The organism is Microbacterium sp. NPDC056003 (assembly GCF_042274785.1).
In the GTDB taxonomy this organism is placed as follows: domain Bacteria; phylum Actinomycetota; class Actinomycetes; order Actinomycetales; family Microbacteriaceae; genus Microbacterium.
The window spans coordinates 455,067-480,383 of the sequence record NZ_JBHJXQ010000001.1; the positions used below are offsets into that span (position 1 = coordinate 455,067).

32 protein-coding genes are annotated in these 25,317 nt (G+C 70.1%); 13 read left to right on the forward strand and 19 right to left on the reverse strand.

All coding sequences use genetic code 11. The features are described from left to right. Positions 1-78 precede the first annotated feature (78 nt). The 3 genes from ACFC1W_RS02090 (at position 79) to ACFC1W_RS02100 (ending at position 2,690) form a co-directional block, all read left to right on the forward strand. Positions 79-423: an ArsR/SmtB family transcription factor gene (locus ACFC1W_RS02090; RefSeq protein WP_375988017.1), complete on the forward strand. Its 345-nt coding sequence runs from the start codon at positions 79-81 to the stop codon at positions 421-423. Continuing rightward, positions 420-1,103: an aquaporin gene (locus ACFC1W_RS02095; protein WP_375988020.1), complete on the forward strand. Its 684-nt coding sequence runs from the start codon at positions 420-422 to the stop codon at positions 1,101-1,103. Before ACFC1W_RS02090 ends, ACFC1W_RS02095 begins: the two co-directional genes overlap by 4 nt. Before the next feature lie 78 nt (positions 1,104-1,181). Then, positions 1,182-2,690, forward strand: coding sequence for an alanine/glycine:cation symporter family protein (locus tag ACFC1W_RS02100; RefSeq protein WP_375988023.1), 1,509 nt, complete (start codon positions 1,182-1,184; stop codon positions 2,688-2,690). A gap of 119 nt (positions 2,691-2,809) precedes the next feature. Here ACFC1W_RS02100 and ACFC1W_RS02105 read toward each other — a convergent pair whose 3' ends face one another. From ACFC1W_RS02105 to ACFC1W_RS02120, 4 genes are all read right to left on the reverse strand, one after another. Then, on the reverse strand, positions 2,810-4,504 hold the full coding sequence (locus ACFC1W_RS02105) for a hypothetical protein (protein ID WP_375988026.1): 1,695 nt from the start codon (positions 4,502-4,504) through the stop codon (positions 2,810-2,812). Positions 4,505-4,678: 174 nt separating this feature from the next. Next, on the reverse strand, positions 4,679-5,404 hold the full coding sequence (locus tag ACFC1W_RS02110) for a DUF72 domain-containing protein (RefSeq protein ID WP_375988029.1): 726 nt from the start codon (positions 5,402-5,404) through the stop codon (positions 4,679-4,681). Positions 5,405-5,432: 28 nt separating this feature from the next. After that, the gene (locus tag ACFC1W_RS02115) at positions 5,433-6,608 is read right to left on the reverse strand and encodes an alcohol dehydrogenase catalytic domain-containing protein (RefSeq protein ID WP_375988032.1); all 1,176 of its coding nucleotides are present in this window, start codon (positions 6,606-6,608) and stop codon (positions 5,433-5,435) included. A gap of 138 nt (positions 6,609-6,746) precedes the next feature. Then, entirely contained in the window at positions 6,747-7,115 is a 369-nt protein-coding gene (locus ACFC1W_RS02120) for a hypothetical protein (RefSeq protein ID WP_375988035.1), read from the reverse strand. A gap of 126 nt (positions 7,116-7,241) precedes the next feature. Here ACFC1W_RS02120 and ACFC1W_RS02125 point away from each other — a divergent pair, with 126 nt between their 5' ends. After that, positions 7,242-7,730 carry a MarR family winged helix-turn-helix transcriptional regulator gene (locus ACFC1W_RS02125; RefSeq protein ID WP_375988038.1) on the forward strand — a complete coding sequence of 163 codons (489 nt, stop codon included), beginning with the start codon at positions 7,242-7,244 and terminating at the stop codon, positions 7,728-7,730. Positions 7,731-7,805: 75 nt separating this feature from the next. On the opposite strand, the gene ACFC1W_RS02130 is transcribed toward ACFC1W_RS02125, so the two are convergent. From ACFC1W_RS02130 to ACFC1W_RS02150, 5 genes are all read right to left on the reverse strand, one after another. Continuing rightward, positions 7,806-9,290: a phytoene desaturase family protein gene (locus tag ACFC1W_RS02130; RefSeq protein WP_375988041.1), complete on the reverse strand. Its 1,485-nt coding sequence runs from the start codon at positions 9,288-9,290 to the stop codon at positions 7,806-7,808. Next, positions 9,287-9,781: an SRPBCC family protein gene (locus ACFC1W_RS02135; protein ID WP_375988044.1), complete on the reverse strand. Its 495-nt coding sequence runs from the start codon at positions 9,779-9,781 to the stop codon at positions 9,287-9,289. Before ACFC1W_RS02135 ends, ACFC1W_RS02130 begins: the two co-directional genes overlap by 4 nt. 74 nt (positions 9,782-9,855) lie before the next feature. Further along, on the reverse strand, positions 9,856-10,431 hold the full coding sequence (locus tag ACFC1W_RS02140; RefSeq protein WP_375988047.1) for a DUF3618 domain-containing protein: 576 nt from the start codon (positions 10,429-10,431) through the stop codon (positions 9,856-9,858). Then, a complete protein-coding gene (locus ACFC1W_RS02145; protein ID WP_375988050.1) occupies positions 10,428-10,841 on the reverse strand; it encodes a phage holin family protein in 414 nt (137 codons plus the stop codon). Before ACFC1W_RS02145 ends, ACFC1W_RS02140 begins: the two co-directional genes overlap by 4 nt. Beyond that, the gene (locus ACFC1W_RS02150) at positions 10,819-11,577 is read right to left on the reverse strand and encodes a hypothetical protein (protein WP_375988053.1); all 759 of its coding nucleotides are present in this window, start codon (positions 11,575-11,577) and stop codon (positions 10,819-10,821) included. The genes ACFC1W_RS02145 and ACFC1W_RS02150 overlap by 23 nt, the downstream gene beginning before the upstream one ends. A 101-nt stretch (positions 11,578-11,678) precedes the next feature. Between ACFC1W_RS02150 and ACFC1W_RS02155 the strand changes: the two genes are divergently transcribed. Further along, complete coding sequence (locus ACFC1W_RS02155; RefSeq protein ID WP_375988056.1) at positions 11,679-11,801, forward strand: hypothetical protein; 123 nt, start codon at positions 11,679-11,681, stop codon at positions 11,799-11,801. 9 nt (positions 11,802-11,810) lie between these two features. Here the strand turns inward: ACFC1W_RS02155 and ACFC1W_RS02160 are convergent, their stop codons facing one another. Both ACFC1W_RS02160 and ACFC1W_RS02165 read right to left on the reverse strand, forming a co-directional pair. After that, complete coding sequence (locus ACFC1W_RS02160) at positions 11,811-12,224, reverse strand: CBS domain-containing protein (RefSeq protein ID WP_375988059.1); 414 nt, start codon at positions 12,222-12,224, stop codon at positions 11,811-11,813. Between the two features lie 92 nt (positions 12,225-12,316). Beyond that, complete coding sequence (locus ACFC1W_RS02165) at positions 12,317-12,808, reverse strand: bifunctional nuclease family protein (RefSeq protein WP_375988062.1); 492 nt, start codon at positions 12,806-12,808, stop codon at positions 12,317-12,319. 154 nt (positions 12,809-12,962) lie between these two features. Between ACFC1W_RS02165 and ACFC1W_RS02170 the strand changes: the two genes are divergently transcribed. After that, positions 12,963-13,994 (forward strand): LLM class flavin-dependent oxidoreductase, encoded by a 1,032-nt coding sequence (locus tag ACFC1W_RS02170; protein ID WP_375988065.1) that lies wholly within the window; start codon positions 12,963-12,965, stop codon positions 13,992-13,994. Here the strand turns inward: ACFC1W_RS02170 and ACFC1W_RS02175 are convergent. From ACFC1W_RS02175 to ACFC1W_RS02190, 4 genes are all read right to left on the reverse strand, one after another. Then, a complete protein-coding gene (locus tag ACFC1W_RS02175; protein ID WP_375988068.1) occupies positions 13,991-14,359 on the reverse strand; it encodes a bleomycin resistance protein in 369 nt (122 codons plus the stop codon). The two genes, ACFC1W_RS02170 and ACFC1W_RS02175, sit on opposite strands and share 4 nt — an antisense overlap. 170 nt (positions 14,360-14,529) lie before the next feature. Next, positions 14,530-15,624 (reverse strand): DNA glycosylase AlkZ-like family protein, encoded by a 1,095-nt coding sequence (locus ACFC1W_RS02180; protein WP_375988071.1) that lies wholly within the window; start codon positions 15,622-15,624, stop codon positions 14,530-14,532. Then, positions 15,624-15,974, reverse strand: a complete 351-nt coding sequence (locus ACFC1W_RS02185; protein WP_375988074.1) for a DUF2200 domain-containing protein — start codon at positions 15,972-15,974, stop codon at positions 15,624-15,626. The genes ACFC1W_RS02180 and ACFC1W_RS02185 overlap by 1 nt, the downstream gene beginning before the upstream one ends. A 22-nt stretch (positions 15,975-15,996) precedes the next feature. Continuing rightward, positions 15,997-16,746 carry an NUDIX hydrolase gene (locus tag ACFC1W_RS02190; RefSeq protein WP_375988077.1) on the reverse strand — a complete coding sequence of 250 codons (750 nt, stop codon included), beginning with the start codon at positions 16,744-16,746 and terminating at the stop codon, positions 15,997-15,999. A 177-nt stretch (positions 16,747-16,923) separates the two neighbouring features. Here ACFC1W_RS02190 and ACFC1W_RS02195 point away from each other — a divergent pair, with 177 nt between their 5' ends. Further along, positions 16,924-17,907 (forward strand): lytic transglycosylase domain-containing protein, encoded by a 984-nt coding sequence (locus ACFC1W_RS02195; protein ID WP_375988080.1) that lies wholly within the window; start codon positions 16,924-16,926, stop codon positions 17,905-17,907. 148 nt (positions 17,908-18,055) lie between these two features. Continuing rightward, entirely contained in the window at positions 18,056-19,327 is a 1,272-nt protein-coding gene (locus ACFC1W_RS02200) for a DUF222 domain-containing protein (RefSeq protein WP_375988083.1), read from the forward strand. A gap of 83 nt (positions 19,328-19,410) precedes the next feature. Here ACFC1W_RS02200 and ACFC1W_RS02205 read toward each other — a convergent pair whose 3' ends face one another. Together ACFC1W_RS02205 and ACFC1W_RS02210 are read right to left on the reverse strand one after the other, a co-directional pair. Further along, a complete protein-coding gene (locus ACFC1W_RS02205) occupies positions 19,411-19,887 on the reverse strand; it encodes a hypothetical protein (protein ID WP_375988086.1) in 477 nt (158 codons plus the stop codon). A gap of 40 nt (positions 19,888-19,927) precedes the next feature. Further along, positions 19,928-20,749 carry an SDR family NAD(P)-dependent oxidoreductase gene (locus ACFC1W_RS02210; RefSeq protein WP_375988089.1) on the reverse strand — a complete coding sequence of 274 codons (822 nt, stop codon included), beginning with the start codon at positions 20,747-20,749 and terminating at the stop codon, positions 19,928-19,930. 104 nt (positions 20,750-20,853) lie between these two features. On the opposite strand from ACFC1W_RS02210, the gene ACFC1W_RS02215 reads away from it, so the two are divergent. Then, complete coding sequence (locus tag ACFC1W_RS02215; RefSeq protein ID WP_375988092.1) at positions 20,854-21,003, forward strand: hypothetical protein; 150 nt, start codon at positions 20,854-20,856, stop codon at positions 21,001-21,003. A 127-nt stretch (positions 21,004-21,130) separates the two neighbouring features. Then, the gene (msrB, locus tag ACFC1W_RS02220; protein ID WP_375988095.1) at positions 21,131-21,598 is read left to right on the forward strand and encodes a peptide-methionine (R)-S-oxide reductase MsrB; all 468 of its coding nucleotides are present in this window, start codon (positions 21,131-21,133) and stop codon (positions 21,596-21,598) included. A gap of 67 nt (positions 21,599-21,665) precedes the next feature. On the opposite strand, the gene ACFC1W_RS02225 is transcribed toward msrB, so the two are convergent. Next, positions 21,666-22,616, reverse strand: a complete 951-nt coding sequence (locus ACFC1W_RS02225; RefSeq protein WP_375991374.1) for an NAD(P)-dependent alcohol dehydrogenase — start codon at positions 22,614-22,616, stop codon at positions 21,666-21,668. A 204-nt stretch (positions 22,617-22,820) separates the two neighbouring features. On the opposite strand from ACFC1W_RS02225, the gene msrA reads away from it, so the two are divergent. Then, positions 22,821-23,375, forward strand: coding sequence for a peptide-methionine (S)-S-oxide reductase MsrA (gene msrA, locus ACFC1W_RS02230; RefSeq protein ID WP_375988098.1), 555 nt, complete (start codon positions 22,821-22,823; stop codon positions 23,373-23,375). Positions 23,376-23,441: 66 nt separating this feature from the next. Here msrA and ACFC1W_RS02235 read toward each other — a convergent pair whose 3' ends face one another. After that, a complete protein-coding gene (locus ACFC1W_RS02235; protein WP_375988101.1) occupies positions 23,442-24,053 on the reverse strand; it encodes a dihydrofolate reductase family protein in 612 nt (203 codons plus the stop codon). A gap of 74 nt (positions 24,054-24,127) precedes the next feature. On the opposite strand from ACFC1W_RS02235, the gene ACFC1W_RS02240 reads away from it, so the two are divergent. Beyond that, on the forward strand, positions 24,128-24,649 hold the full coding sequence (locus tag ACFC1W_RS02240) for a winged helix-turn-helix transcriptional regulator (protein WP_375988104.1): 522 nt from the start codon (positions 24,128-24,130) through the stop codon (positions 24,647-24,649). Positions 24,650-24,698: 49 nt separating this feature from the next. Then, a complete protein-coding gene (locus tag ACFC1W_RS02245) occupies positions 24,699-25,277 on the forward strand; it encodes a DUF2510 domain-containing protein (protein ID WP_375988107.1) in 579 nt (192 codons plus the stop codon). The last annotated feature ends 40 nt before the right edge of the window (positions 25,278-25,317 follow it).

Genomic DNA, 25,317 nt, shown 5'->3' on the forward strand with positions numbered 1-25,317 from the left:
CTCCGTATATCGATGACTTTCGATATCGCAGTCTGCACCCACCTATCGATGGCTGTCAATATTGACTATTGTCGATGCATGATCCCGCTCGAGGTGACCGATGTGACCGCCGCATGTTGCACGCCGCTCGTGCGCGAGACGCTCTCCCCGGAGGACGCGGAGCAGCTGGCGCACACCATGAAGGCCCTTGCAGACCCCACGCGCCTGCGACTGCTCTCGATCGTCGCCGCCTCTGACGGCGCGGAGGCGTGCGTCTGCGATCTCATCGACCCCGTCGGGCTGAGCCAGCCGACGGTGTCGCACCACCTCAAGGTGCTCAGCGAGGCCGGATTCCTCACTCGCAGCAAGCGAGGCACCTGGGCGTACTACGCACTCGTGCCCGGAGCGCTCGATCGCGTGTCACAGCTCTTCGTCACCTCGTGAGCAGCGCACGCGCCGCGGCGGGAGAGTTCCTCGGGAGCGCAGGCCTGGCGACCGTGGTGGTCGGTTCGGGAATCGCCGCAGAGCGGCTCTCCCCTGGTGACACCGGCTTGCAGCTGTTCGAGAACGCGTTCGCGACCGCCCTGGGCCTCACGGTCCTCATCCTCGTGTTCGCGACGATCTCGGGCGCTCACTTCAACCCGGTCGTCACCCTCGCCGACATCACCCTCCACCGCGAGAAGTGGTCGATCGCGGCGGTCTACCTCCCCGCCCAGGTGATCGGATGCATCGCCGGCGCCATTCTCGCGAACCTGATGTTCGCCGAGCCCGCCGCTGCCTGGAGCACGACCCAGCGATCCGGGTGGCCGCTCCTTCTCGGCGAAGTGGTGGCGACAGCCGGCCTCATCGTGGTCATCTTCGCGCTGGTGCGCACCGGGCGCTCGCACCTGGCGGCCCCCGCTGTCGGTGCGTACATCGGGGCGGCGTACTTCTTCACGTCATCGTCGAGCTTCGCGAACCCAGCCATCACCATCGGGCGGATGTTCACCGACACCTTCGCCGGCATCTCGCCCGCGTCAGCGCTCCCGTTCATCGCCGCTCAGATCGTCGGAGCGGCCCTGGGCTGGATCGCAGTCCGCGCGCTGTTCCCGATCACCGGCAAGCGCGTCACCGTCGAGGCCTGATGCTCGCCGGGTCGCGACCCCGTGGCGCGACCGAACCATGCGTGCGCAAGGGCGAGCGACTAAGACATACTGACGCGCATGGAAGCCGTTAATGCATGGTTGCTGACGTGGGGCGACAATCTCTGGACCTGGATCGTGCTGCCGGTCGTGGTGCTGCTCGGCATCTACTTCACGATCAGGTCGGGCGTCGTGCAGTTCCGGCTGATCCCCGAGATGCTCCGCACCCTGACCGACAAGACCCCGCGCACCGAGTCGGGTGAGCCGCAGTCGGTCTCGGCATTCCAGGCGTTCACGATCTCTGCGGCGTCCCGGGTCGGAGTCGGCAATATCGCCGGCGTCGGCACCGCCATCGCGGTCGGCGGGCCTGGCGCGGTGTTCTGGATGTGGCTGATGGCGTTCATCGGCGGCGCGTCGAGTTTCATCGAGTCATCGCTCGCACAGTTGTTCAAGGTGCGCGACAAGGACAGCTTCCGAGGCGGACCCGCGTACTACATGCAGCGCGGCTTGAAGGCGCGATGGCTGGGCGTCTGGTTCGCGAGCATCCTCATCGTGTGCTTCCCCTTCGCCTTCAGCTCCTTGCAGGCGAACACGATCTCGGCGACGGTCACGGCGACCGTCGGCTCCGACACGGCATGGCTGCCGTGGGGCGTCGGCCTCGGCATCGCGGTCCTCACCGGTCTCGTCGTCTTCGGGGGTGTGCGCCGCATCGCGTCGGTGACCCAGTTCCTGGTCCCGATCATGGCGCTCGCCTACCTCCTGCTCGGGATCGTCGTCGTCGCGCTGCACGTCGATCGCATCGGCCCGGTGTTCGCGGAGATCTTCACCCAGGCGTGGGGATTCAACGAGGTGGTGGGAGCCGCGTTCGGGTACATCGTGCTGACGGGCGTGAAGCGCGGGATGTTCTCCAACGAGGCAGGACTCGGCTCCGCGCCGAACGCCGGGGCGAGCGCCGCCGTCACCCACCCCGTGAAGCAGGGCCTCGTGCAGACGCTCGGCGTCTACTTCGACACCTTCCTCGTCTGCTCGATCACCGCATTCATCATCCTGGTGTCGGTTCCCGACCTGGGTAACGCCACCCGAGGGATCGGCTTGACCCAGGACGCGCTGGTGAGCACGCTCGGCAGCTGGTCGAGCATCGCGCTGAGCGTCATCATCTTCCTGCTCGCGTTCTCGTCGATCCTCGGCAACTACTACTACGGAGAATCGAACATCGAGTTCATCACCACGCGGCCGTGGGTGCTCACCGTGTACCGCATCCTCGTCGTCGTCGCGGTGCTCGGCGGCTCGGTCGTCGGCGCCGACCTGGTCTGGAACTTCGCCGACGGCGTGATGGGGTTGATGGCCTTGACGAACCTCGTCGCCATCGGCTTGCTCTCCGGGATCGCGTTCAAGCTCCTCGGTGACTACACCCGCCAGCGCCGCGCGGGGAGGGATCCGGTCTTCACGCGCGACCTTCTGCCCGGCGTGACGGGGATCGAGTGCTGGGAGGACGAGCGCACCGTCACGGGTCCGCTCGACCTGCCGACGAGGCAGCGTCAGGCCGAGAAGCACCGCGACCATCTCCACCACGACGACCAGCGCGCCTGAGGCTCGCTCGCCGCGCTGCGTCGCATCCGCCACGCCGCGCCACGCCGCACCGCGCCAGACCGCAGGCCGCGCGACGCCGCTGACACCACAACCCTGCGGTCGCGGCATCCGCTCGATCACTACCCGCAGTTCGGGCGGCAGCCGCGCTGCGTGACCGCGTCGATCAGCACCGTGCCGATGTCGGTCGGCTTGAGCGCCTGATAGGCCGCGCCGTCCGTGGCTGCGGCGATCTGCTCCAGCGCGGCCTGGTCGGTGTCGGGACCGTAGCCGATCGCGATCACCGCGACCGGCTTCGTCGGATCCCGCAACTTCTCGAGCTCGACGAGCAGACCCGGCAGGTCGAGACCCTCGTCGTCCTCGTTGAAGCCGTCGGTGTTGAGCAGCACGAGGTTGACCTGCCCCGCGACGTACGTCTCGCGCAGATAGGTCACGGCGGCCAGAACGCTGTCGTAGAGGCCGGTGCCCCCGCCGACGAGGCTGTCGAGACCGTTCGCCGAGTCGATCATTCGCTGCTTGTGCGCCGGGTCGCCCAGCTCGCCGAACGGCACGATCTCCTGCCAGTCCTGGCCGCCGATGCGACGGCTGGAGAACACCCAGTTCGCGATCGAGGAGTCGTCCGAGAGCGAGTTGATGGCACGGACGGCGGCCTGCTCGAACAGATCGATGCGGCGCATGTCAGCGGTCGCGGGCTGGTTCATGGATCCCGAGACGTCGTTGAGCGCGATCATGCGCGACGGCGCGGTGAGCATCTGCCAGGTGCGCAGCGCCTCCGCCTGGTTGGCGCCGTCGGCGGGGTCGGCCACCACCACTGCGGCGTCGCCGCCCGTGGCACCGGTGGCGTTGCCGGCGGCATCCCGCAGTCCGTACTCGGCGAGCCGCTCCGATGCGCCGGCCACCGCCTCGGACAGCACGTCGACGGCCTCGAGCGTGTCGACCGTCGCGTCGCCGAGCGTCACGAGCGGCATGCTGACGGCGGGCTTCACATCAGCGGGGAACACCGGCACAAGCGGAGCGTCGGCGGCGGTTCCATACGCGAGGAGGGCCTGCTCGGTCGTCACCGCGATGGTCGGAGTGGTGGCAGCGGATGCCGCGGCGAGCGCGTCTGCAGCCGTCGCGACGACTCCCCGCTCGAGGCCGAGCGCGAGCGCCGTGAAGACCCGTGCATCGCCACCGACCGCGGTCTGCAGCGCGAGCAGGGCGGCCGAGCTGCCGGCCACCGCCGACGGGTCCGGCAGGACCGCCGACACCGTTCCGTCGGCGAGGCTCGCGAATCCGGCTCCCTCGGACTCGAGCGCGGTCGCGGTGTCCTCCGTCGTCGCGAAGACCACCGGCGTGCTGGCCACCGTGCCGCTGACGACGAGGTCCGCGGCATCCACCTCCCGCAGCTCTGCCATGCCGGTCGCCCGCGCGGGCCACATCGCGGAGTCGGGCACCCACACGTCGAAGTCGGGCGCCGTGCCCTCGGTGATCGCTGCAGCGGTGATCGCGCTATCCTCAGCCCGGACCGACACGTCGGGGCAGTCGGTACGGGTCCCAGTGAGATCGGTGACGATCGACTCCAGCGCCTGGGCGACGGCCGGGTCGGCGGTGATGCGCAGCGACGCGGGGAGGCACGCGCCCTCGGACGCGGGCTGCTGTGCGGCCGCGCCGGGGAATCCGCGCACGAACATGACGCCGAGCACGGCGACCAAGGCGACGACCAGGAGCAGGATCACGCCCACCAGGATCAGCGAGCGCTTCTTCTGCTGCGCCGCGCGGACCGCGGCGCGCGTGGGCGCCGTGCCGGGGGGCGTGGACGGCTGAACTCGGACCAATGGCACTCCGATGAACGGCGGGTGGGGGCCCGCATCGGGGATACGGCGTCGTACCGGGGGAAGACAGCGCCGTACTTCGGGGGGAAATACTCCAGTGGAGTTTAGGTGACAGGCCTCAGAGGTCAAAGGGCTCCGGATGCGCGCGACCGCAGCGGGGAGGCCGCTTCACCGATGTCAGGTGCCCAGCATGCCGCGCAGAGTGCGGGCGTTGCGCACCGCGTGACCCTCGCCGTCGTTGTTGAAGTAGGCGTAGACCGTGTGACCCGATCCCTCCCACTCCCGGATGCGCGCCGCCCACCATGCCAGGTCGTCGTCGGAGTAGGAGCCGCCGTAGAGGTGCTCCTGATCCGGTCCGTGCAGCCGCACGTACACGATCGGGGCGGTGGCCCGAAGGATGCACGGTAGCCGTGCGCCGCTCATGACGCAGTAGCCCGCACCCCGGTGCTCGAGCAGCCGGAAGACATCCTCCGTCGCCCACGAGTCATGGCGGAACTCGACCACCGGCCGCACCCACGCGGGCAGGTGCCGCAGGAACCAATCGAGACGGGCGTCGTCGCGCTGGTGCGACGGGTGCAGCTGGACGAGGAGCGGACCGCGTCGAACGCCCAGCTCGTGCAGGCCGGCTTCGATGCGTTCGATCCACGTTTCCGGATGCAGCAGCCGGCGCGCGTGGGTCAGTCCGCGCGGTGCCTTGACCGCCATCTCGAAGCCGGGCGGCTGCCGCTCACACCACGACGCGAACCGCGTCGGCGGCGGCCAGCGGTAGAACGAGGCGTTCAGCTCGACGGTGTCGAACTCCCGGACATACGTCTCGAGCCGTGCGCCGGCGGGCAGCCGCGGAGGGTAGAGCACGTCGTTCCAGTGGTCGTAGCTCCAGCCCGAGGTGCCGATGCGTGCCATGAGGGGGAACCGGATGCCGCGTGCCCGCTCACGGCTGGAGCACGACCTTGATGCAGCCGTCCTCCTTCTTCTGGAACGTCTTGTACATGAGGGGCGCGTCGCTCAGCGGCACGCGATGCGTCGTCAGATCCATGACCCCGAGCGGGTCAGCCGGATCCTCGACGAGCGGGACGAGCGCATCCACCCACCGCTTCACGTTGCACTGCCCCATGCGCAGCGAGATCTGCTTGTCGAACATGGTCTTCATCGGCAGGATGTCGGCGTCACCCGCATAGACGCCGCTGATCGACACCGTGCCGCCGCGGCGCACGAGATCGATCGAAGCGTAGACGGCGGCGAGCCGGTCCATGCCAGCGGTGTCCATCACCTTCCGGGCGAGTGGATCCGGCAGCATGCCCGCCGCGCGCTGGGCGAACGCGATCATCGGATCGCCGTGGGCTTCGAGACCGACCGCATCGACGACGGCGTCAGCGCCCCGCCCCTCGGTGAGATCGCGCAGCTCGGCCACGATGTCGTCGGTCAGGTCGAAGGCCGACGCGCCGTGGCGCTCGGCCATCGCCCGGCGCTCGGGCACCGGATCGACGGCGAGCACCCGGTAGCCGAGGTGCACGCCGGCACGGGCGACGAACTGGCCGACCGGCCCCAGCCCCATGACCGCCACCGTCCCACCGTCGGGGACATGGGCGTACTGGAGCCCCTGCCACGCCGTGGGAAGGATGTCGCTGAGGAAGAGGTAGCGATCATCGGGAAGGTCATCGCCGACGCGGATGTGGTTATGGTCGGCGAGCGGGACACGCAGGTATTCGGCCTGACCGCCGGGCACCTGGCCGTAGAGCTTGGTGTAGCCGAACAGAGCGGCGCCGCTGTCGTACTCGCGCACTTGTGTGGTCTCGCACTGCGATTGCAGTCCGCGCACGCACATGAAGCACTGCCCGCACGCGATGTTGAAGGGGATGACGACGCGGTCGCCGACGGCGAGCTGCGAGACGTCGTCGCCCACCTCGACCACGATCCCCATCGGCTCATGGCCGAGCACGTCGCCCTTGTCGATGAACGGCCCGAAGAGTTCGTAGAGATGGAGGTCGGAGCCGCAGATTGCCGTCGAGGTGATCCGGACGATCACGTCGGTGGGCTGCTCGATCCGCGGATCGGGCACATCCTCGACCGCGACCTCGCGTCGTCCCTGCCACGTCAGCGCCTTCATGGTTCCGTCCTCTCGGCCCGTCGCCGCGGGCGTCGCTCGCAGATCCCCGAGGTGGGGCACCCCTCGATTCTGTGCACGCGTGGGAACTCACCGCGCGGGGGTTGACATCCCGCGCGGCGCCGACCCACCGGCGGCTGGTCAGGCCGCGGTCAGCACGCGCTCGGGGTCAGCGGACGGGGTGGGTGCTGCGGCGGGAGCACCCGCCTCCTCCCGCCGGAGGTCGTCGAGGTGAAGAACGAGCCCGCTGTTCGAGCTGGCGGCCACGGCGAGCGATGCGAGCAACTCCCGGTCGAGCTGAGGGGCCTCGGCCGATTCGAAGACGAACCGCATAGGTATAGAGGGCTGCACCCAGATCGACGAGCGACCGGACCCGTCTGCGTGAGCCCACGACATCATGAAGCACTCGTTCCGCCGCAGCTTCGTGGCGACGACCACCTTGACGTGTGCGAGGAGGAGATCGGGGATCTCGATCGGCGCCGGTTGTGCGCCGTAGAAGAGTTGCGCCATGGTTCGGCCATCCTTCCGGTTGCGCTCCATGATACTTCAATACCGGATATTCAGGTAGTGAGATATCTCTCATTGAACTATTCGACGTCACGGTGCATAATCGACGGGACACGATTGGGGCATGTCATGACGCAGGACATCGCGCAGTCAGCGCAGACAGCGCCCGACGACGTACCCGACGTCGCCGAGGTGCTGGAGCAGCTCCGCCTCGCCGAGGCTCGTCTGGCGCGGCGCCGTCAGCACGAGTCCGGCCTCACCGAGACGGATCGCGCCGCGATGCGGTTCCTCCTCGAGCGCGTAGACGGCGCCGAGGTCACTCCGACGATGGTGGCCAACGCCGTGCACCTCTCGCCGGCTGCGGGCACGGCGCTCATCGACCGGCTGGTCGCCCGCGGGATGGTCCACGTCGAGCCTCACCCTCGCGACCGCCGGAAGAAGCTGGTACGGCCGTTCGATCGGACCGCCGACCCGGACCACCTCGACCCGCTGACGACTCAGCTTCGCGACCTCGCGGCGCGGCTGCCGGCGCAGGAAGCGCGCGTCATCGCCGCCTTCCTCGAGAAGGTGCGCGCGGCGGTGGTCGCCACAGTCGCAGCGACGACCGTCAGCCCCTGATCGACGCTCGCCTCCTCGCGGCACCGACCGTGAGGAGCAACATCCCCGTGATCACGACGACCTGTCCTTCGGCGTTCACGCCTTCTCCTCACGCGGGCTGAGGTCCGGCAGCATCCGCGTGCCGAACTCATGGCGCAGCGCGCTGCGGGCGGCGAACCATCCTGCGAGGCCGTGCACGCCCGGCCCCGGGACCGCCGAGGCGCCGGCGAGGTAGACCCCGGGAATCGGCGTGCGCCACGGGTCGGGCGTGAGCACGGGCCGGCGGATGATCTGCCGGAGCGTCGGCGCACCCGCGGCGATGTCGCCGCCCGGATAGTTCGGGTTGTGGCGTTCGACGTCCAGAGCGGTTCGGGAGCTGGTCGCGAGGATGAGGTCGCGGAACCCGGGTGCGAACCGCTCGATCTGCGCGATCACCGCCTCGCGGCGATCGGCGACGCTGCCCGCCGGCACGTGGGTATAGGTCCAGAGCGTGTGATGGCCGGCCGGCGCACGCGTCCCGTCGAACACCGAGGGCTGCGAGACGAGCACATACGGGCGATCGGGCAGCTTCCCGGCGTTGACCGCGTTCTCGGCTTCCGCCACCTCGGCCCGGGTTCCTCCGACGTGCACGGTTCCGGCATGGCGCACCTCGGCGTGGGACCAGGGCACCGGGCCGCTCAGGGCGAAGTCGATCTTCGCGACGCCGCCGCCGTAGCGGAACGCCTCGAGGGCGTGGCGGTAGCCGACCGGCATCGCCTCTGCCGCCATGCGGAGGAACGCGCGGGGCGTGACGTCGAGCAGCGTGGCCCGGGCACGGGGCAGCTCGCGCAGCGATCGCACCTCGTGATCCAGCACCACCTCCCCGCCGTGGGCGCGCAGATCATCCACCAGCGCGTCGACGATCGCCTGGCTGCCGCCGACCGGGATCGGCCAGCCGCGGGCGTGGGCGTATGCGGTGAGCGCGAGGCCCGCCCCCGCCGCGGCGACGCTCGGCTGCGGCAGGATCGTGTGCGCCGCGACTCCGGTGAGCATCGCCGGCGCCGCATCCTCCCGGAACCGGGCGCTCCACGCGAGCGAGCCCTGCTCGAGCGCCCGCACGCCGAAGGCGGCAGCGGTCGGGATGTCCGCCGGGATGCCGAGCAGCGACGACCCGGTGAACTCGGCGACGCTCGTCGCCCGCTCGGCCAGCGGACGCATCAGACGTTCGTACGCTCGTCCGTCCCGGCCGAGGTCGTCGCGCGTGCGTGCAAGGTCGCGGTACGCGAGCGCCGCCCTGCCCCCGTCGAGCGGGTGGGCGAACGACAGGTCGGGGGTGACGAAGCGCACGCGCGACCGCAGGCCGAACTCGCGGAAGAACCGCGACTCGAAGGCCATCGGGTGCACGGCCGAGCACACGTCATGCCGGTGTCCGGGGAGCGTCAGCTCGCGCGTCGACGCGCCGCCGCCCGCCTGGTCCGCGCGCTCGTAGACGCGCACGCTGAGGCCCGCGCGGGCGAGCGTGACGGCGGCGGCGAGACCGTTCGGGCCCGCGCCCACCACGACGGCGTCGCACTCCGTACTGCCGACGGCCGCTGCGCTCATGACGAAGCGGCGTCGGCGCCGATCTCCTGCTCGGCGGTGGTGTCAGCCGGCGTGCGGGCAGCGATGCCCTCGGCGAGGTACGCCAGCCGGTGGAGGGTCTCGGTGTTGCGCCAGTGCAGCAGCACGTCCATGATCGAGTCCGGCACGAATCGGCCCGGGCCCGCGACGGCCTCCTCCTGGATGCGCACGACGCTCCGGTCGCCTCGAGGCTTGACGTCGATCGTGACGCGCGCCTCGCCGATCGGCCAGCCGCGCGCACGAAGTACGAGCGTATGTGGCGGGTCGCACGCCTCGACGACCGTCTTGTCGTCGATCAGCAACGGCCATGTGCCGAACGAGTGGTGCAGCTCCGCCCCTGCGGCAGGCCAGGCGTCGTCGACATCACGCATGCGTGACGCCCCCACCACCCACGACGGATACAGCCAGCCGTCGCCCAGCACCCGGAACACATCCTCCGGGGAGCAGCGCAGTTCTCTCACGTTGCGTGACATCGGTTCTTCCTCCGGGTCGCGGTGACGGGTGCGGAGCGGACTCGACGTCCGCCCCGCACCCACCTCGGCTTGTCTCAGACGCCGGAGACGGTGTCTCGCGCGTCCTTCGCACGGTCGGCGACCGTGCCGGCTTGATCCGTCGCCTCACCCTTCACCGTGTCGAATGCGCCCTGGGCGCTGTCCTTGACGGCGGTGGCGGCCTGTCGGGCCGGCTCCTTCAGGTCGGAGGCGACCTCTTTGGCGACCGAGCTCACCTGGTCGACGAGCGGCTGCGCCTGCTCCTTCACGGATTCGGCGAGCTGCTTTTCACGGTCGGATGCAGGGATGAGGGATGCTGCGACCAGCCCGACACCGAAGGCGATGAGTCCCACCGCCAACGGGTTCCCCTCCGCCTTCGTCTTCACGTCGCGGGCGACACCCGCCGCACCGTGGGCCATGTCGTGTGCCATGTCGGACGCCGACGATCCGGCGTCGTCCGCGACGCCCATCACGCGGTCACGCAGTGAGCCGAAGGCGCCGCGCACCTTGTCAGTCTGGCGGCCCACGATCTTGGAGGGCGTCACCTTGTCGGCGAGCGCATCGACGTCGGCGCCCAGCTCTTCTCGCGTCCGCTCGATGTCGGCGCGGATCACATCGGGTGAATCAGTCATCGGTTCTCCTCGTTTCTCTTGAATGCCTGCGGAATCTCCTCGAGCGTCTCGACGGTCTGCGGGGCGCCCTTCACCTGCTTCATCTGCTTGCGGCCGACGGAGTAGAGCACGGCCGCGATGATGGCCCACACCACCGCGACGACCAGCCCGGACCAACCGCCGCCGATGAGGTTCGCGAGGCCCGCCCAGGCGGCGATCGACAGGAACAGCACGGCCATCGCCGCGGCATATCCCGCGCCGCCGAGCAGCCCCGCACCCTTCGCCATCGTCGTCGCCGTCTCCTTCAACTCCGCCTTGGCGAGCGCGACCTCCTGGCGCATGAGCGTCGACAGGTCACGGGTCACCTCGCCGAGCAGCTCACCGAGCGACGCCGTTGCGGCGCGCTGCTCAGAGGGTGTCTGATCGCTCATCGGTGCCCTCCATCCCCGTGCCGTCGAAGCGCGCGGCCGACTGCGAGTAGATCGGCGCGTCCGCACCGGTCGCACCGGTCATGCCCAGCGAGCCGGTCGAACCGTCTCCGCCGGAGACACCGAGACCGGCTGCGGCGTCGTAGCCGGTGGACGCCGGCAGTGCCGGTCGTGCGGTTCCCATCGAGCCAGAGCCCGAGCCGTTGCCCGACGCCTGGCCGGCGTTCGAGGTGAGCGCTCGCGCGAGACGTCCGACCACGATTCCGGCGACGACGCCCGCGGTGATGAACACGCCGGGGCGACGGCGCGCGAACGCCTTGACCTCGGTGAGCACCATGGCCGGGTCGCGTTCGGCGAACCACGATCCCACGGCGCCGACACGGTCGGATGCCTGCTGCACCAGGTCGGCCGCGACGCCCGACGTCTGCGATCCCGCCGCCATCGATCCGAGCTGGTCGCCGACCGAGGTGAGGCCGGATGCCAGGCGCTGCTGCTGCTTGGACGCCTGGTCACGGAGCTCTTGGCGGCCCTGGTCGAGAAGGGCTCGCGCCTGATGCTTCGTCTCGCGGGCGACTCCGCCGGCTTCCTGCTTTGCGGTGGCGGCGACATCCTTCACAGCGCCGGTCGCGGCATCCTTCACCTCACCCGCTTCGTGCTTTGCCGTGTCCACCGTGCTCGACTCCTGACCGGAATCGGCGACGTAGGGGTCGGCACCTCCGGCTGCATAACCCTGTGACATGGGGTCTCCCTTCCCGTCGAACTCCACCGCGGGGCCGGTGGAGGTCCTCCATTGAAAGCAACCTCGCTCGCACGTCAGAGGGGGTTGTGCGATGAGAACGCATGTGCTTTCGCGCGGGCGATGAATCGAGGCGCGCACGCGGGACGATCCCGATGATCCTCATCTTCTTCGTCGCGCAGAAGCAGATCATCCAGGGGATCAGCGCCGGCGGGCTGAAGGGCTGACCGCCCGGGTCACTCGGAGATGGCCTCCACGGTCTCGCCCGTCTGCGTCGCCGACAGCGTCAGCGCGATGTCCGCCTGGCTGATGATGCCGACGAGCTCGTGGCCGTCCAGGACGGGCACTCGCCGCACCTGGTGTCGCTCCATCGACGTCAAGACGTCGCGGATGTCGTCGTCGGCCTTCGCCAGCACCAGAGTGCGCTCGGCGAGCAGGCCCGCGGTCTCGATCGCGGGCCGGCCGCCGCGCGCGACGCACTTGACGACGATGTCTCGGTCGGTGAGCATCCCCCGGAGCTTGCCGTCCGCCCCGCAGATCGGCAGCGCGCCGACATCCAGTTCCGCCATCAGTCGTGCCGCCTCCTGCAGGCTCTCCGACTCGCCGATGCACCGCGGGTCCGGCGTCATGATCTCTCGTGCAGTGGTCATGTGAAACTCCTCTCCCCGCCGCCGAATCTAGGCGAGGGGGGAGGGCGCACGGAGGGGCTTGACAGGCTGTCGCGGAGCGACCGTGGGGAGAGTCAGCCTTCGAAGTCCTCGGGCTCGACGTCGTCGAGGAAGCGCTTGAACTCGTCCAGGCTCTCCGCCGCGTCGGACTCGGTGAGCACGTCGGGCACGCCGGCCTCCTCCATCACCTGGTCGGCCACCCAGATCCCCGCCCCAACACGGGTGGCGAGCGCCACGGCGTCGGAGGGCCGGGCGTCGACGACGCGGTCACCCAGCGCCGTCGACAGCGTGACCTCGGCGTAGAAGGTGCCGTCGTCGATGCGCGTCACCTCGACGCGCGTGACCTCCGCACCGAGCGTCTCGATCAGCGAGCGCATGAGGTCGTGCGCGAGCGGGCGCGGCACCGGCGCCTGCTCGATCGCGACGAGGATCGAGGTCGCCTCCAGCTGCCCGATCCAGATCGGGAGCACCTGGCCGTCGCCGGGGATCTCGTCGATGGGCTTGAGCAGCACAACATGCTGCCCCGTGGCGTCGAGGGCGACGCCCGCCACACGGACCTGCACCATCGCTTCGCCTCCCGTCGCATCCGCTCCTGCCATCGTAGGCACGTCGCGGCGCCCGCGGCCGGTGGAGACGGAACGCATCGGCACCACCCCAGGTCGGGACCGAAGCCCATTCATTCACCGGAATGGATGTCGCGGGCGTACGGTTGCACGCAGCATGAAGCGCTTCGGAACACTCTCCTTCGGTCACTACGGCCCCCTCGGCGGCGGCCGTCAGCTCACCGCGGCCGATTCGATGCTGCAGGCGATCGATCTGGCGCAGGGCATGGACGATCTCGGCGTCGACGGCGCGTACTTCCGCGTGCACCACTTCGCGCGCCAGCAGTCGTCGCCGATGCCGCTGCTCGCGGCGATCGCCGCCCGCACCGACCGCATCGAGGTCGGCACCGGGGTCATCGACATGCGTTACGAGAACCCGCTGTACCTGGCCGAGGAAGCGGCATCCGTCGATCTGATCTCCGGAGGCCGGCTCGCTCTCGGCGTGAGCAGAGGTTCACCCGAGACAGTCGTCCGCGGCTACGAGGCGTTCGGCTACACCGGGTCCGACGACCCTCGCGGCGCGGACCTCGCGCGCGAGCACTTCGACCTGTTCCTGCGCGCCATCGAGGGCGAGGGATTGGCGGAGCGGGATGCCTCGTCGCCGTTCGGCACCGGAGCGACCGGGCTGCAGCGCATCGAGCCGCACTCCCCCGGGCTGCGTTCGCGCGTGTGGTGGGGGGCGGGCAACCGTGACTCGGCCGAGTGGGCGGGTCGGGTCGGCGTGAACCTCATGTCGTCGACACTGCTGACCTCGGCCGACGGGCGCCCCTTCGACATCCTGCAGGCGGAGCAGATCGACGCGTTCCGGGCAGCTTGGCGCGAGGCCGGTCATACCGGCGAGCCCCGCGTGTCGGTGAGCCGCTCGATCTTCCCCCTCGTCACGGCGGAGGACCACCTCTACTTCGGCGGACGCCAGGACGGCGACCAGATCGGCGTCATCGACGGCATCCGCTCGACGTTCGGCAAGACGTACGCCGCCGAGCCCGACGTGCTCATCGAGCAGCTGAAGGACGACGCCGCGATCCAGGCCGCGGACACCCTGATGCTCACGATCCCGAGCCAGCTGGGCGTCGAGTTCAACCTGCGGGTCGTCGAGACCTTCGCGACGCAGGTCGCCCCGGCGCTCGGCTGGGTGGGCACGCGCCCCTAGCGCGAGCCGTCGTCCTCGATGAGGTGGAGCTGCGTGCCGTCGGGGTCGATCAGGTAGCCGGCGCGCTGGCCCCACTCCTGCAGCGACACCGGGATCAGCCGCGGGATGCCGACCGTCTTCTCCGGCACACCGCTCGCGCGGACGTCGGCGTAGAGGCGGTCGAGATCCGACACGCGGATGCTCGTCATGAACCAGCTCTCGTACGGGTCGTGCTCGGGGGCGAGGAAGAACTCGAGCACGATGCCGCTGCGGCCGAGGATCATCCAGCCGCCGTCGCGATAGGTCACCTCGAACCCGAAGCCGGCGTAGAACGCCGCAGTGGTGTCGAAGTCGCGGGAGGGGAGGTTCGGAACGGCCCTGTCCATATCCAGACCCTACGACGTCACCGCGCCGCCGCCCACCCTCCGCACGAAGTCGCGCAGCAGCAGGTTGACCTTTACCGGATCGCGCGCGGCGGCCGCGGCATCCGGCGCCTCCCGCGCAGTCCAGATCCGGCCCCGCCGACGCCGCCCCCGGGCGCCGCCCCGTCGCGCGCTCATCGCTCGGGCACGCCGGTGACCGGCAGTCCGAGCCACTCCGCGAGCTCGTCGAGTTCCGCCCGCACCATCTCGTGCTCCTCAGCCTCGAACGGCAGGAACTCGTGGACGGCGTTGACCTGCAGCACGCCGCTCTTCCTGTCGACCTCGGCGTCCAGCATCCCGACGAATCGATCGCCCATCAGGATCGGGTGCGCGAAGTATCCGTACCTGCGCTGGGCGGCGGGCTTGAACTGCTCCAGCACGTAGTCGAACTCGAACACCTCGCTCAGGCGCGGACGGTCGAACAGCATGCTGTCGTACGGATTGAGGAACGCGACGCGGCCGCCGTCGTCGTCGCCGGCGTCGAGGGCGGCGAGCGCTGCCGGGTCCACGCGGAACCGCCACTTGCTCCCCTCCACGGTCACGGGCTCGCCGGCCATGCCGACAACGGACCACGGCGACTTCTGCTTGGCGAGTCCGGCCGCCTGCAGGCGGCGCTCGGCGAGCAGCTCGGCCGCCTCGCCCTCGCTGTACTCGGGCATGTCCGCCGGGTACACGCGCTCGGCCAGGTCCCAGCGGCGGTGCCTGCCTTCGCGTCCGACGATGGCCACCTCGCCCTGCCGGGTGAGGAAGTCGAGCATGTGCGGCACCTGGTTGCGGCCGTACCAGCCGTCGGGAGCGCGATCCACCTGGGCGGTGTCGGGGATGTCGCTCGTGAGCAGCGGCCCCTCGGCGCGCAGGCGGGCGAGGACGTCGGCCCGGAAGGTCGCATTCGCCTCGAGCCACTGCCGACTGCTCTCGCGTCGCGGCCACGTGCGCATGGCGGGAAGCATGAGCGGCAACAGGCTGATGGGGCGGAACGCGCCGTCGAACTCGAACAGCAGCCGGTCGATCTCGACCGCCTTCTGCAGCTGCCCGGCCTCGTAGGACCATCCGATGCGCGACCACAGCACGGTGTGCTCGCAGGGCGTGATCACCGCCGTCGGGTCGATCTTGATGTACCCGAGCTGCTCTGCGACCTCGACGACGTCTCCTGGCCGATCGGCATCGAGGAGCTGCGCGCGCACGATGATGCGGCGCGCTTCATCTCTCGTCAGGACGCGGGCGGTCATCACGCGACCGGTTGCCGCAGGATCTTCTCCATCGCCTTGCCGCGCGCGAGCTCGTCGACGAGCTTGTCGAGGTAGCGGATCTGCTGCATGAGCGGCTCGTCGATCTCTTCCACGCGCACCCCGCAGATGACGCCGGTGATGAGGGAGGCGCTCGGGTTCAGGCGCGCTGCCCCGAAGAACTCGTCCAGAGGGGTGCCGGCGTCGATGTGACCGCGCAGTTCGGACTCGTCGAAACCCGTGAGCCATTCAATGATCTCGTCGAGTTCGGCGGTCGTCCGCCCCTTCCGCTCGACCTTCGCGACGTAGAGCGGATAGAGCCTGGCGAAGCTCAGGTCGTAGATCTGATGCACGTGGGTCAGCGTAGACCTCGTGTCAGGACGCCGCTTCGGATTCGTCGAATCCTGGGCCGGTGAGCGGCAGCTCCCGGTTTCGATCCCACGGCTCGGTCCAGCCGAGGCGATCGAACAGTCCCTCGAGCACCATGCCCGTGAAGCCCCACACGAGGTGGTGCCCGTCGGCGTGCGGCACGAGGAACCCCGGTCCGCGCCACACCTGGCCGTCGCGGCGGATGACGGTGGAGCCGCGGTGGGCGGGGTCGAGCAGGTCGGCGACGGGGGCACGGAACACCGCGGAGGATTCGGCCTCGTCGACGACGCGGATGGGTGAGGGATGCCGCCACCAGCCGAGCACGGGGGTCACGAGGTGCTGCGAGTAGGCGAGCGGGATGTCCTCGAGGGCGCCGAGCACCTCGACGCCGGCAGGGTCGATGCCGGTCTCTTCCTGTGCCTCGCGGAGGGCGGCTGCGATCGGCCCGTCGTCGGCGGGATCGACGCGGCCGCCGGGGAAAGCGATCTGGCCGGCGTGCGAGCGGAGCGTCGATGCGCGCGAGAGGAGGAGCACGTCGAGGTCGCGCGAGACGGCCCGCGCCTCGGCGTCGTGCTCGCTGGGGTGACCGTCGAGGATCCCGAACAGGATGAGGACCGCCGCGAGGCGTGCATCCGGCATCGTTTCGAGCCCGGCGAACTGCCGAAATCCCTGATGACCGGGGCCGGAGGCGGCGACGTCTGCGACCAGTGCGGCCAGTTGCGAACGGGCGCTTCCAGGGGTCGGCTCGGCGGGCATTCGTCCAGGTTAGCCGCGGTCTTCGACCCTCCGGTCGCCCCGGAGCCTCCCATGTAACGTTCAGGTAACGCACCGGAACCGTCCAGGGTGCCTCGGCAGACTCGGGGACTTGTGTCCGCCCGAACGGACCTTTCGCGTCGCGCTGTCGACGCCTCTGCCCCATACGAAACCGGTTTCATGCGTTCGATCACGTCAGCCCATTCCGCCCGCCGCAACACCCGCGCCGCCGCGCGACGCCTCCGCCGCCGACCCGTCCTGGCCGTCGCCGGACTGTCACTCGGCATGATCGTCGCCGCCGGGATGACCGTGACGACGCCGACCAGCCTGGCCGAGGCATCCGGCTCGACTCCCACTTTCGCGCTCGCCTCGTTCACCGCGCCTGAGCCGTTGGCCGCCGCCCCGTCTCCGGCCGAATCGGAGGCGCTCTCCGCTGCGCGGGCCACCGTCGAGTCGGCGGATGCCTCGATCGCCGCGGCATCGCAGGTCACGACCGACATCACGGCCTCGAAGCTCGACATCGGAGACGCCGAGACGACCGTCGACACCGCCGAGCTCGCGGCCGCGGTCGAGCGGCTCGACGGCGCCAAGGCACTCCCGACCCTGATGCTGCCCTCGATCATCGAGGACGTCACCGTCCTGGCCGACGCCGTCGACGAGCGCGTCGCCGAACTGCGGGGCAAGCTCGACGCCGCCAAGGCGCTCAAGGCCAAGCAGGAGGCTGAGGCGAAGGCGAAGGCCGAGGCTGCGGCGAAGGCGGCCGCTGAGGCCGCCGCTGCCCGGGCCGCCGAGCAGTCGCAGTCTCAGCCGTCCGCTCCGGCGCCGGTGTTCGCCACCGGCGGCGCCGTCGGCGGCACCAGTCCGGCCGACGCGCAGGCGACGGCCCGCTCGATGCTCAGCCGCTACGGCTGGGGCGACGACCAGTTCGGCTGCCTCGTGTCGCTCTGGAACAAGGAGTCCGGCTGGAACTACCGCGCATACAACGCGAGCAGCGGCGCGTACGGAATCCCCCAGGCCCTGCCCGGCAGCAAGATGGGCAGCGCGGGCGCCGACTGGCAGACCAACCCCGCCACCCAGATCGCGTGGGGCCTCGGCTACATCTCGGGTCGCTACGGCACCCCGTGCGGCGCGTGGGGTCACTCGCAGTCGGTCGGCTGGTACTGATCCGGCCCGGCACGCTCTGACGCCGTCCGCCCCCTCCTCCCCAGCCGGGAAGGAGGGGGCGGACTGCCTTGCATAGTTTCGAGTACCACTGCACTAGAGGCGGGCTATTCATCGTTCCAATGTCCGAGGTTGCCGGTAGTTTCAGGGCATGGACGACGACGCCGAGTGGGAGGGAGCGCCGATCCCGGACGCGCTCGACCGGGTCGTCGAAGTCGCCGACATGATGGCGGTCTTCGCGGCGCAGCGGCTGCTGCAAGTCAACGCGATGCGCCGCGAGGCCCTCGAAGACGCCGCCGTGCATGGGCGCGCATTGACCGAAGTGATCGAGCGCGGGGTTCGCCTCGAACTCGCCGCCGGTCTGCGCATCACGGAGCACGCCGCCGGCGAGATGATCGCCCAGGCAGCGGCACTCGTGGAGCGCTATCCGGCAGTGCTCGATTCCCTCGGCGGCGCTCGGATGACCGAGCGGCACGCCGAGATCCTCGTCGACCTCATGGAAGAGGTCGAACCCGAACTGCGGGGCGAACTCGTGCCGCAGGCGATTCGACTCGCCGAGCATCACCCGGTCGGCTCGTTCCGCCGCAAGCTGCGGCGGCTGATCGACACCGTCCGCTCCGTCACGCTGGCCGAACGACACGAGGAGGCGCTCGCGCGTCGCCGGATCGTCGTCGAACCCGCAGAGGATGCGATGGCCTGGCTGCACGCCTACCTTCCGGCTGTCGAGGCGCAGGCGATCTTCGGGCGAGCGACCGCTATGGCGAAGGCGATCATGACGAGCGACGAGGAGACGCGCAGTCTCGATCAGGTGCGCACCGACGTACTGTGCGACCTCCTCATCGACGGCGACACCGCTTCTCTCGCCGGGGACGCGCGCGGAATCCGCGCGAGTGTGGTCGTGACCGTTCCCGCCTTGGCACTGCTCGCAGCCGACGACCGCGAGCGAGACGGTGCCGGCCTGGCTCCGGCATCGGTCGAAGGCGTCGGACCGATCCCGCTCCAGCGCGCGCGTGAACTGTGCGGCGGTGACGGTGGCTGGATGCGCATCCTCACCCATCCCGAGAGCGGTGCCGTGCTGTCGGTCGGCCGCGAGCTGTACCGGCCTCCCGCGGCGCTGGCGAGGCTGGTGAAGTGGCGCGCCGATCGCTGCATGGCTCCCGGGTGCGGAATGCCCGCGTCCCGGTGCGAGATCGATCACACCCTGGCCTGGGTCGACGGTGGCGCGACCGGCCTCGACAACCTCGCGCCGATCTGCCGCGGGCATCATCGGGTCAAACATCACGGCGGGTGGCGGGTGAGACAGGTGCCCGACAGCGGGGGCGCCGTTGAGTGGACGTCCCCCGCAGGGCGTGAATACACCGTGAAGCCTGAACGCCGGTATCCGATGTTCCATCCTTCGGCGGCTGCCGACGCGCCCTTCTGAGTCCGGGTGACCGGAAGGTCCGCGCGCGCCAGAAGCACGGCGGCTCGAACAACGATCGCCTCCGCGACCCTCAGAGCACGCGATCAGCCGAGGCCTTCCTCGCCGTGCCCCACGGCGTGGCGCCACAGGTCGTGCAGCCGCGCGTTGGCGTCGCGCGGCACCCGGTTGCCCGAACGGAACTGGAATCGCCAGGCGATCTCGGGCACGACGACCTCGAGCAGTTCCCGCGGAATCCGGTCGGCCTCGATCACCAGCGAGTCGAACGCCACATCGACGAAGTTGGCCATACGGCGCGGATCGGCGAAGTGCACGTCCTCGTAGGTGTCGGTGAGCACCGTGCCATGGCCGATGATCCCGTACGATCCGCCCTGACGCAGCAGCCAGGCATCCGTTCCCGGTTCGACGCTCCGACGCGCCCCGACCGACCACTGCGTGACGAACGGCTCGCCGCGCGCGACGCCCGCCACGACGGCGGCGTACGATTCCGGCCATTCGTCCCACAGGCCCGGGTTCCAGCCCATGATGACGCCTTCGCCGACCGGGACCGTTGTCGCTGCCATGCGCCGACCCTACCCAGCGGCCTCACGCCAGGAGCCCCCTTTACAGCCCCACCATCGCGGCGCTGTCGTCCCACAGCCGCTTTGCGAGCACCGGATCGTCGGCGAGACGGTTCGTCCGCGAGACGCGATTACGGACGTAGTACGCACCCGGCTGCCAGTCGACGCCGGGCTTGCCGAGCGCGAGCCAGGTGAGGCGCGACCCGCCGACGTCGTTGGAGTCGAGCAGCGGCCGCGTGAGCCGGCTGGTGTAGAACCACCGGACGGCGCCTCGCGCCGTGCCCCCGAATCCGCTGCCGATCACGCCGGGGTGGAACACGACGGCGTTCACGCCTGCTTCGCCGTATCGGCGATGCAGCTCCTTCGTGAACAGCACGTTCTCCAGCTTGCCGTTGCCGTATGCGGCGCCCGCGGAGTAGCGGCGCGCGGCCTGCAGGTCGTCGATGTCGAATCGAGCCATGGTGCGGGATGCCTCGCTCGAGGTCTGGATGACCGATGCGCCGCTCTCCGCCAAGCGCTCGAGCAGCAGATTCGTCAGCAGGAAGCCGGCGAGGTGATTGACCTGGAAGGTCTGCTCGAAGCCGTCGACCGTCGTCGTCCGCTCGGCGAAGATGCCGCCCGCGTTGTTCGCAAGCACGTCGATCCTCGGGCAGGTCTCGAGCAGGGCCGCGGCGAGCGCGCGCACCTGACCGAGATCGGCGAAGTCGGCGACATGGTGCTCGACGCTCAGCTCATCGGCGATCCGCTGCGTCTTGCCGGGATTGCGACCGACGACCACCACCCGCTCCCCCGCCTCGTGCAGCTGCCGGGCCGCGGCTGCGCCGATCCCGTCGCTGGCCCCGGTGATGACGATGGTGCGTGGCACGCGGCCTCCTTCGCTCGTGCGTTCAGGCTACCCGCGCATCGCCGCGGGCCGGCGGACACGTCAACCCTCTTCACAGCGGCCCGGCGTCCCCGTGGGATCGAGGCATGACAGACGCCACCCTCCCGCCCCAGGAACCCGGCCCCGAGCCCGACACGACCGACGCCGCAGAGCCGGACGACATCGACGACGAGCTCGATGCCGAGGACGCCCCGGTGATGATCGAGGAGGACCGGGTCGAGGACACCCCGGCCTGACCTGCGCCTCGATCTGGTCCGGCCGAACTCCTAGCGCGCTCCCAGGTTCGCGGGACCAATCCGACGCCGGCATCCGTTGACTCCTATGACGTCGCAGCCAGCGACGATCAGAAGGGAAGCCCCGACCGTGAACCCCACCGACTACAGCAAGAACCCCGAGGCGCTCAGCCAGCTCACCGAGACCCAGTACCGGGTGACGCAGCGAGACGCCACCGAACCGCCGTTCCGCAATGCCTACTGGAACAACCACGAGCCCGGCATCTACGTCGACGTGGTCTCGGGTCAGCCGCTCTTCTCGTCGACCGACAAGTACGACAGCGGAACCGGCTGGCCGAGCTTCACGCGGCCCATCCAGCCCGACGCCGTGACGACGAAGACCGACCGCTCGCTGTGGATGACGCGCACCGAGGCCAGGTCCTCGGGCGCCGACAGCCACCTCGGCCACGTCTTCGACGACGGACCGCGGGATGCCGGCGGCCTGCGCTACTGCATGAACTCCGCCGCGCTCAGATTCGTCCCGGTGGCCGAGCTCGCGGAGCAGGGCTACGCGGAGTACCTGCACCTCTTCGAGCGGGCGCAGGACCCGAACGGCTGACGGACACCGACGCCGCACGCGAAGCCCGGCAGCCCAGCTCGGCCGGGCTTCGCCGCCGCGGCGAACCTCACTCGCTCCCGACCATCACGACGACCTTGCCCTTCGCGCGGCCTTCGCCGTGCCAGGCGAGCGCCTCGCCGACCTCCTCGAGCGGGAACGTCCGATCGATGTGGATGTCGATCCTCCCCTCGGCACAGAGGTCCGCCACGGGCGCGAACCCGGCCGGCCCCTGCCGCACGAGGAGCAGTCCGAGGTGCCGCCCGGTGAGTCGCCCGAGCAGCGGGCCGACCGTGACCATGCGCAGCACGGTGCGGCTGGTCCCGCCGACGACGACGCAGCGGCCGCCCGCGGCGAGCGCCCTCCGGTACGCGAAGATCGAGCGACGGGCGACCAGGTCGACGATGAGGTCGTACGGCCCCGTGCGCGTGAAGTCGGCCTGCCGGTAGTCGATGACCTCGTCCGCTCCGAGGGCCCGCAAGAAGCCGAGCTTGCCCGCGTTGTCGACCGCCGTGACGTGCACTCCGGCGGACCTCGCCAACTGCACCAGGAACGACCCCGAGCCGCCGCCGGCCCCGTTCACCAGCATCCGCGATCCCGGGGCGGCGAGAGCCGCGGCCTGCGCCGCGATCGCGCCCGCCTGCGGGATCGTGGCGGCTTCTGCGAACGACAGCTCGACCGGCTTCGGTGAGAGCGCGCTCTCGGGCGCCACGCAGTACTCGGCGAAACCGCCCAGCAGCGCGAGATTGTCGCCGAACACATCGTCGCCGACGGCGAACCGCGTCACGCCTTCCCCCACCGCCACGACTCTGCCCGCGATGTCGGAGCCCAGCACGGTGCGCTTCGGCCGGAACAGACCGCCGATGCGCGCGTAGCCCGGACTCCCCCGCAGGCCTTCCCAGTCGGAGAGATTGATCGCCGTCGCGACAACCTCGACGAGCACCTGCCCCGTCGACGGAACCGGCCGCGCCACCTCCCGCAGCTCGAGCCGCTCGGGCCCGCCATATCGCTCGTAGACCATCGCCCGCACCCGCCCACTCTAGGGACGTGGGCACCCACGATGCGATCCTGCGACCAGGCGGAACTCACGGCCGGCTCCCAGCCTGACGGGACCAAAAACGACCGCCCGCCCGTTGTCCCTCTATGACGCCGCAGCCAGCCGCGTCCGTCGGATCCCTGAGACACTGGTCTCCGGGCCACGAACCACTCCACGAAGGAGCTTCACATGACCAGCGGACCTTTCGACACCGGAGAGATCACGCGCACCCCGGGCACCGAGACCGCCGTCCTCGCCGGCGGCTGTTTCTGGGGCATGGAGGACCTCATCCGCCGCCAGCCGGGCGTTCTCGACACGCGCGTCGGCTACACCGGCGGGGAGAACGACCACGCGACCTACCGCAAGCACCCCGGTCACGCCGAGGCGGTCGAGATCGTCTTCGACCCGACCGAGACGACGTACCGCGACATCCTGGCGTTCTTCTTCCAGATCCACGACCCGTCGACGCTGAACCGTCAGGGCAACGACATCGGCACGAGCTACCGTTCGGCGATCTTCCCCCTCTCGCCCGAGCAGGAGCACGTCGCGCGCGAGACGATCGCCGACGTCGACGCGTCGGGTCTCTGGCCCGGCAAGGCGGTCACGACGATCGAGCCCGCAGGCCCGTTCTGGGAGGCCGAGCCCGAGCACCAGGACTACCTGATCACTTACCCGAACGGGTACACGTGCCACTTCCCGCGCGCCGGGTGGGTGCTGCCCAAGCGCGCTGACGCGACGGCGTAAAGAGCGAAGAACAGCGGATGCCGCGGCCCCACGGGTCGCGGCATCCGCTGTCTTCACCATCCGGCGTCAGCCCTCGAGGCCCGACCGCAGCACCCGATAGCGCACGTGCGTCGCGAGTGGGACTCCCCTGGCCGCGATCGGCTCGAGCGCGAGATCGCTCAGTCCTTCGAACGGGCGGAGGCCCTCGCCGAGGATGCATGGCGCGATCTGCAGCCGGAGCTCATCGACGAGCCCGGCGCGCAGATACGCGTTGAGCGTGCTGACCCCGCCGGCGATGTGGACGGGCAGGTCGCCGGCCGCGTCGCGGGCACGGTCGAGCGCGGCGTGGATCCCGTCGGTGACGAAGTGGAACGTGGTGCCGCCCTCCATCTCGATGGGGTCATGTGGGTGGTGCGTGAGCACGAAGACGGGGGTGTGGTACGGCGGATTCGGACCCCACCACCCGCGCCAGTCGCGATCCCACTCACCGCGGACGGGGCCGAACATGTTGCGGCCCATCACGTACGCCCCGGCACCGAGGATGAGGTCGATCTCGGGGCGGCTCTCTTCAGGCGCCTCGAACATCCAGCGGTGCAGGACACCGACCGGGACATCGCCGAACGGGCGGTCCTCGGTCTGATTGCGCCCGGCGCCGACGCCGTCGAGCGAGATGGACATGGTGCCGATGACTGGCTGCATGACGACCTCCAACTGATTGCGATCTGCAACTGGTGCATCACCTTAGCCTGGTCTGGTTGTAGAATGCAAGCAGTATGGCCGACACGCAGCGCTCCGGATGCCCGATCAACCTCACGGTGGAGGTGATCGGCGACAAGTGGTCGCTGCTCGTGCTGCGCGACATGATGTTCGGCAACCGTCGGCACTTCCGCGAGCTGCTCACCGGCTCGGAGGAGGGCATCGCGTCGAACATCCTCGCGGACCGGCTGCAGCGCCTCACCGACGCCGGCCTCGTGACGCGCGCGCCCGACCCGACCCACAAGCAGAAGGTCGTGTACTCGCTGACCGAGCCCGCGATCCAGCTCGTCCCGGTCATGGCGGCCCTCGGCTCGTGGGGCCGCCGTCACCGCCCGGCGTCGCGCGAGCTGTCCATCCGCGCCGAGCTGCTCGAGCGCGGCGGCAGCGAGATGTGGGATGCGTTCATGGACGAGCTGCGCGTGCGGCACCTGGGCGCCACTCCGAAGCCCGGAGCGCGCTCGGTGCTCGACGAGCTCACAACCGCGTACCTCGCCGAAGTGGCGGCGACGCGCGGCGCCGGATCCGCGGCAGCCCGCTGACGCGGTCCCCGGCCTCGCACCTGATCCGCCGCCGCCGTACGCTCGACGCATGGCGACGCAGGCGGAGCCGGGCTGGTACGACGACGGCACGGGCAGACAGCGCTGGTGGGACGGCACGCGCTGGACCGCGCACTTCATCGATCTGGGCGAGCGCGACATCGAGCTGCACACCGACGCGACACCGCCCGTGAGCACCGCGTCCGCTCCGGGCTGGTACGACGACGGCCGCGGCCGTCTGCGCTGGTGGGACGGCACGCGCTGGACGGATGCCGCGCGATTCAGCGGCGAGGAGGAGACGCTGGCGGGCGTCACGGTCGACGGGCGCTGGATGCACTTCGGCGCGTCGAGTCAGCCGGTCGCGGGCGCGAGCGCCGCGTGCGTCTCCGGCGCTGAGCTGCTCAAGCGCGGCACTCTCGTGGCCCCGGCCACCGCGCGCGCGCTGATCGGCCCGTTCGGCCCCATCACGCCCCGGCTGCTGAAGCGCGCCGTCGCACCCACCGCGCTGTACCTCGTCGTCCAGGTCGCCGGCGAGGTCTGGCTCGCGACCGTCCCGGCCGGACAGGAGTCGGCGGCCGGCCGCTTCGCGACCTGGATCAACACCGTCTCGGACCACTACCGCTACCGCTGAGCCGCCGACCACGATCGCGCTCCCCGCCCCTGCCCTTCCG

Bases quoted from the DNA above. Each gene is read 5' to 3' on its own strand.
- ACFC1W_RS02090 (WP_375988017.1), top strand. From the start codon at position 79: ATGATCCCGCTCGAGGTGACCGATGTGACCGCCGCATGTTGCACGCCG.
- ACFC1W_RS02100 (WP_375988023.1), top strand. From the start codon at position 1,182: ATGGAAGCCGTTAATGCATGGTTGCTGACGTGGGGCGACAATCTCTGG.
- ACFC1W_RS02110 (WP_375988029.1), bottom strand. From the start codon at position 5,404: ATGGCACGCATCGGCACCTCGGGCTGGAGCTACGACCACTGGAACGAC.
- ACFC1W_RS02115 (WP_375988032.1), bottom strand. From the start codon at position 6,608: ATGAAGGCGCTGACGTGGCAGGGACGACGCGAGGTCGCGGTCGAGGAT.
- ACFC1W_RS02120 (WP_375988035.1), bottom strand. From the start codon at position 7,115: ATGGCGCAACTCTTCTACGGCGCACAACCGGCGCCGATCGAGATCCCC.
- ACFC1W_RS02125 (WP_375988038.1), top strand. From the start codon at position 7,242: ATGACGCAGGACATCGCGCAGTCAGCGCAGACAGCGCCCGACGACGTA.
- ACFC1W_RS02130 (WP_375988041.1), bottom strand. From the start codon at position 9,290: ATGAGCGCAGCGGCCGTCGGCAGTACGGAGTGCGACGCCGTCGTGGTG.
- ACFC1W_RS02135 (WP_375988044.1), bottom strand. From the start codon at position 9,781: ATGTCACGCAACGTGAGAGAACTGCGCTGCTCCCCGGAGGATGTGTTC.
- ACFC1W_RS02140 (WP_375988047.1), bottom strand. From the start codon at position 10,431: ATGACTGATTCACCCGATGTGATCCGCGCCGACATCGAGCGGACGCGA.
- ACFC1W_RS02145 (WP_375988050.1), bottom strand. From the start codon at position 10,841: ATGAGCGATCAGACACCCTCTGAGCAGCGCGCCGCAACGGCGTCGCTC.
- ACFC1W_RS02150 (WP_375988053.1), bottom strand. From the start codon at position 11,577: ATGTCACAGGGTTATGCAGCCGGAGGTGCCGACCCCTACGTCGCCGAT.
- ACFC1W_RS02155 (WP_375988056.1), top strand. From the start codon at position 11,679: ATGTGCTTTCGCGCGGGCGATGAATCGAGGCGCGCACGCGGGACGATC.
- ACFC1W_RS02160 (WP_375988059.1), bottom strand. From the start codon at position 12,224: ATGACCACTGCACGAGAGATCATGACGCCGGACCCGCGGTGCATCGGC.
- ACFC1W_RS02165 (WP_375988062.1), bottom strand. From the start codon at position 12,808: ATGGTGCAGGTCCGTGTGGCGGGCGTCGCCCTCGACGCCACGGGGCAG.
- ACFC1W_RS02170 (WP_375988065.1), top strand. From the start codon at position 12,963: ATGAAGCGCTTCGGAACACTCTCCTTCGGTCACTACGGCCCCCTCGGC.
- ACFC1W_RS02175 (WP_375988068.1), bottom strand. From the start codon at position 14,359: ATGGACAGGGCCGTTCCGAACCTCCCCTCCCGCGACTTCGACACCACT.
- ACFC1W_RS02180 (WP_375988071.1), bottom strand. From the start codon at position 15,624: ATGACCGCCCGCGTCCTGACGAGAGATGAAGCGCGCCGCATCATCGTG.
- ACFC1W_RS02190 (WP_375988077.1), bottom strand. From the start codon at position 16,746: ATGCCCGCCGAGCCGACCCCTGGAAGCGCCCGTTCGCAACTGGCCGCA.
- ACFC1W_RS02195 (WP_375988080.1), top strand. From the start codon at position 16,924: ATGCGTTCGATCACGTCAGCCCATTCCGCCCGCCGCAACACCCGCGCC.
- ACFC1W_RS02200 (WP_375988083.1), top strand. From the start codon at position 18,056: ATGGACGACGACGCCGAGTGGGAGGGAGCGCCGATCCCGGACGCGCTC.
- ACFC1W_RS02205 (WP_375988086.1), bottom strand. From the start codon at position 19,887: ATGGCAGCGACAACGGTCCCGGTCGGCGAAGGCGTCATCATGGGCTGG.
- ACFC1W_RS02215 (WP_375988092.1), top strand. From the start codon at position 20,854: ATGACAGACGCCACCCTCCCGCCCCAGGAACCCGGCCCCGAGCCCGAC.
- ACFC1W_RS02225 (WP_375991374.1), bottom strand. From the start codon at position 22,616: ATGGTCTACGAGCGATATGGCGGGCCCGAGCGGCTCGAGCTGCGGGAG.
- msrA (WP_375988098.1), top strand. From the start codon at position 22,821: ATGACCAGCGGACCTTTCGACACCGGAGAGATCACGCGCACCCCGGGC.
- ACFC1W_RS02235 (WP_375988101.1), bottom strand. From the start codon at position 24,053: ATGCAGCCAGTCATCGGCACCATGTCCATCTCGCTCGACGGCGTCGGC.
- ACFC1W_RS02240 (WP_375988104.1), top strand. From the start codon at position 24,128: ATGGCCGACACGCAGCGCTCCGGATGCCCGATCAACCTCACGGTGGAG.
- ACFC1W_RS02245 (WP_375988107.1), top strand. From the start codon at position 24,699: ATGGCGACGCAGGCGGAGCCGGGCTGGTACGACGACGGCACGGGCAGA.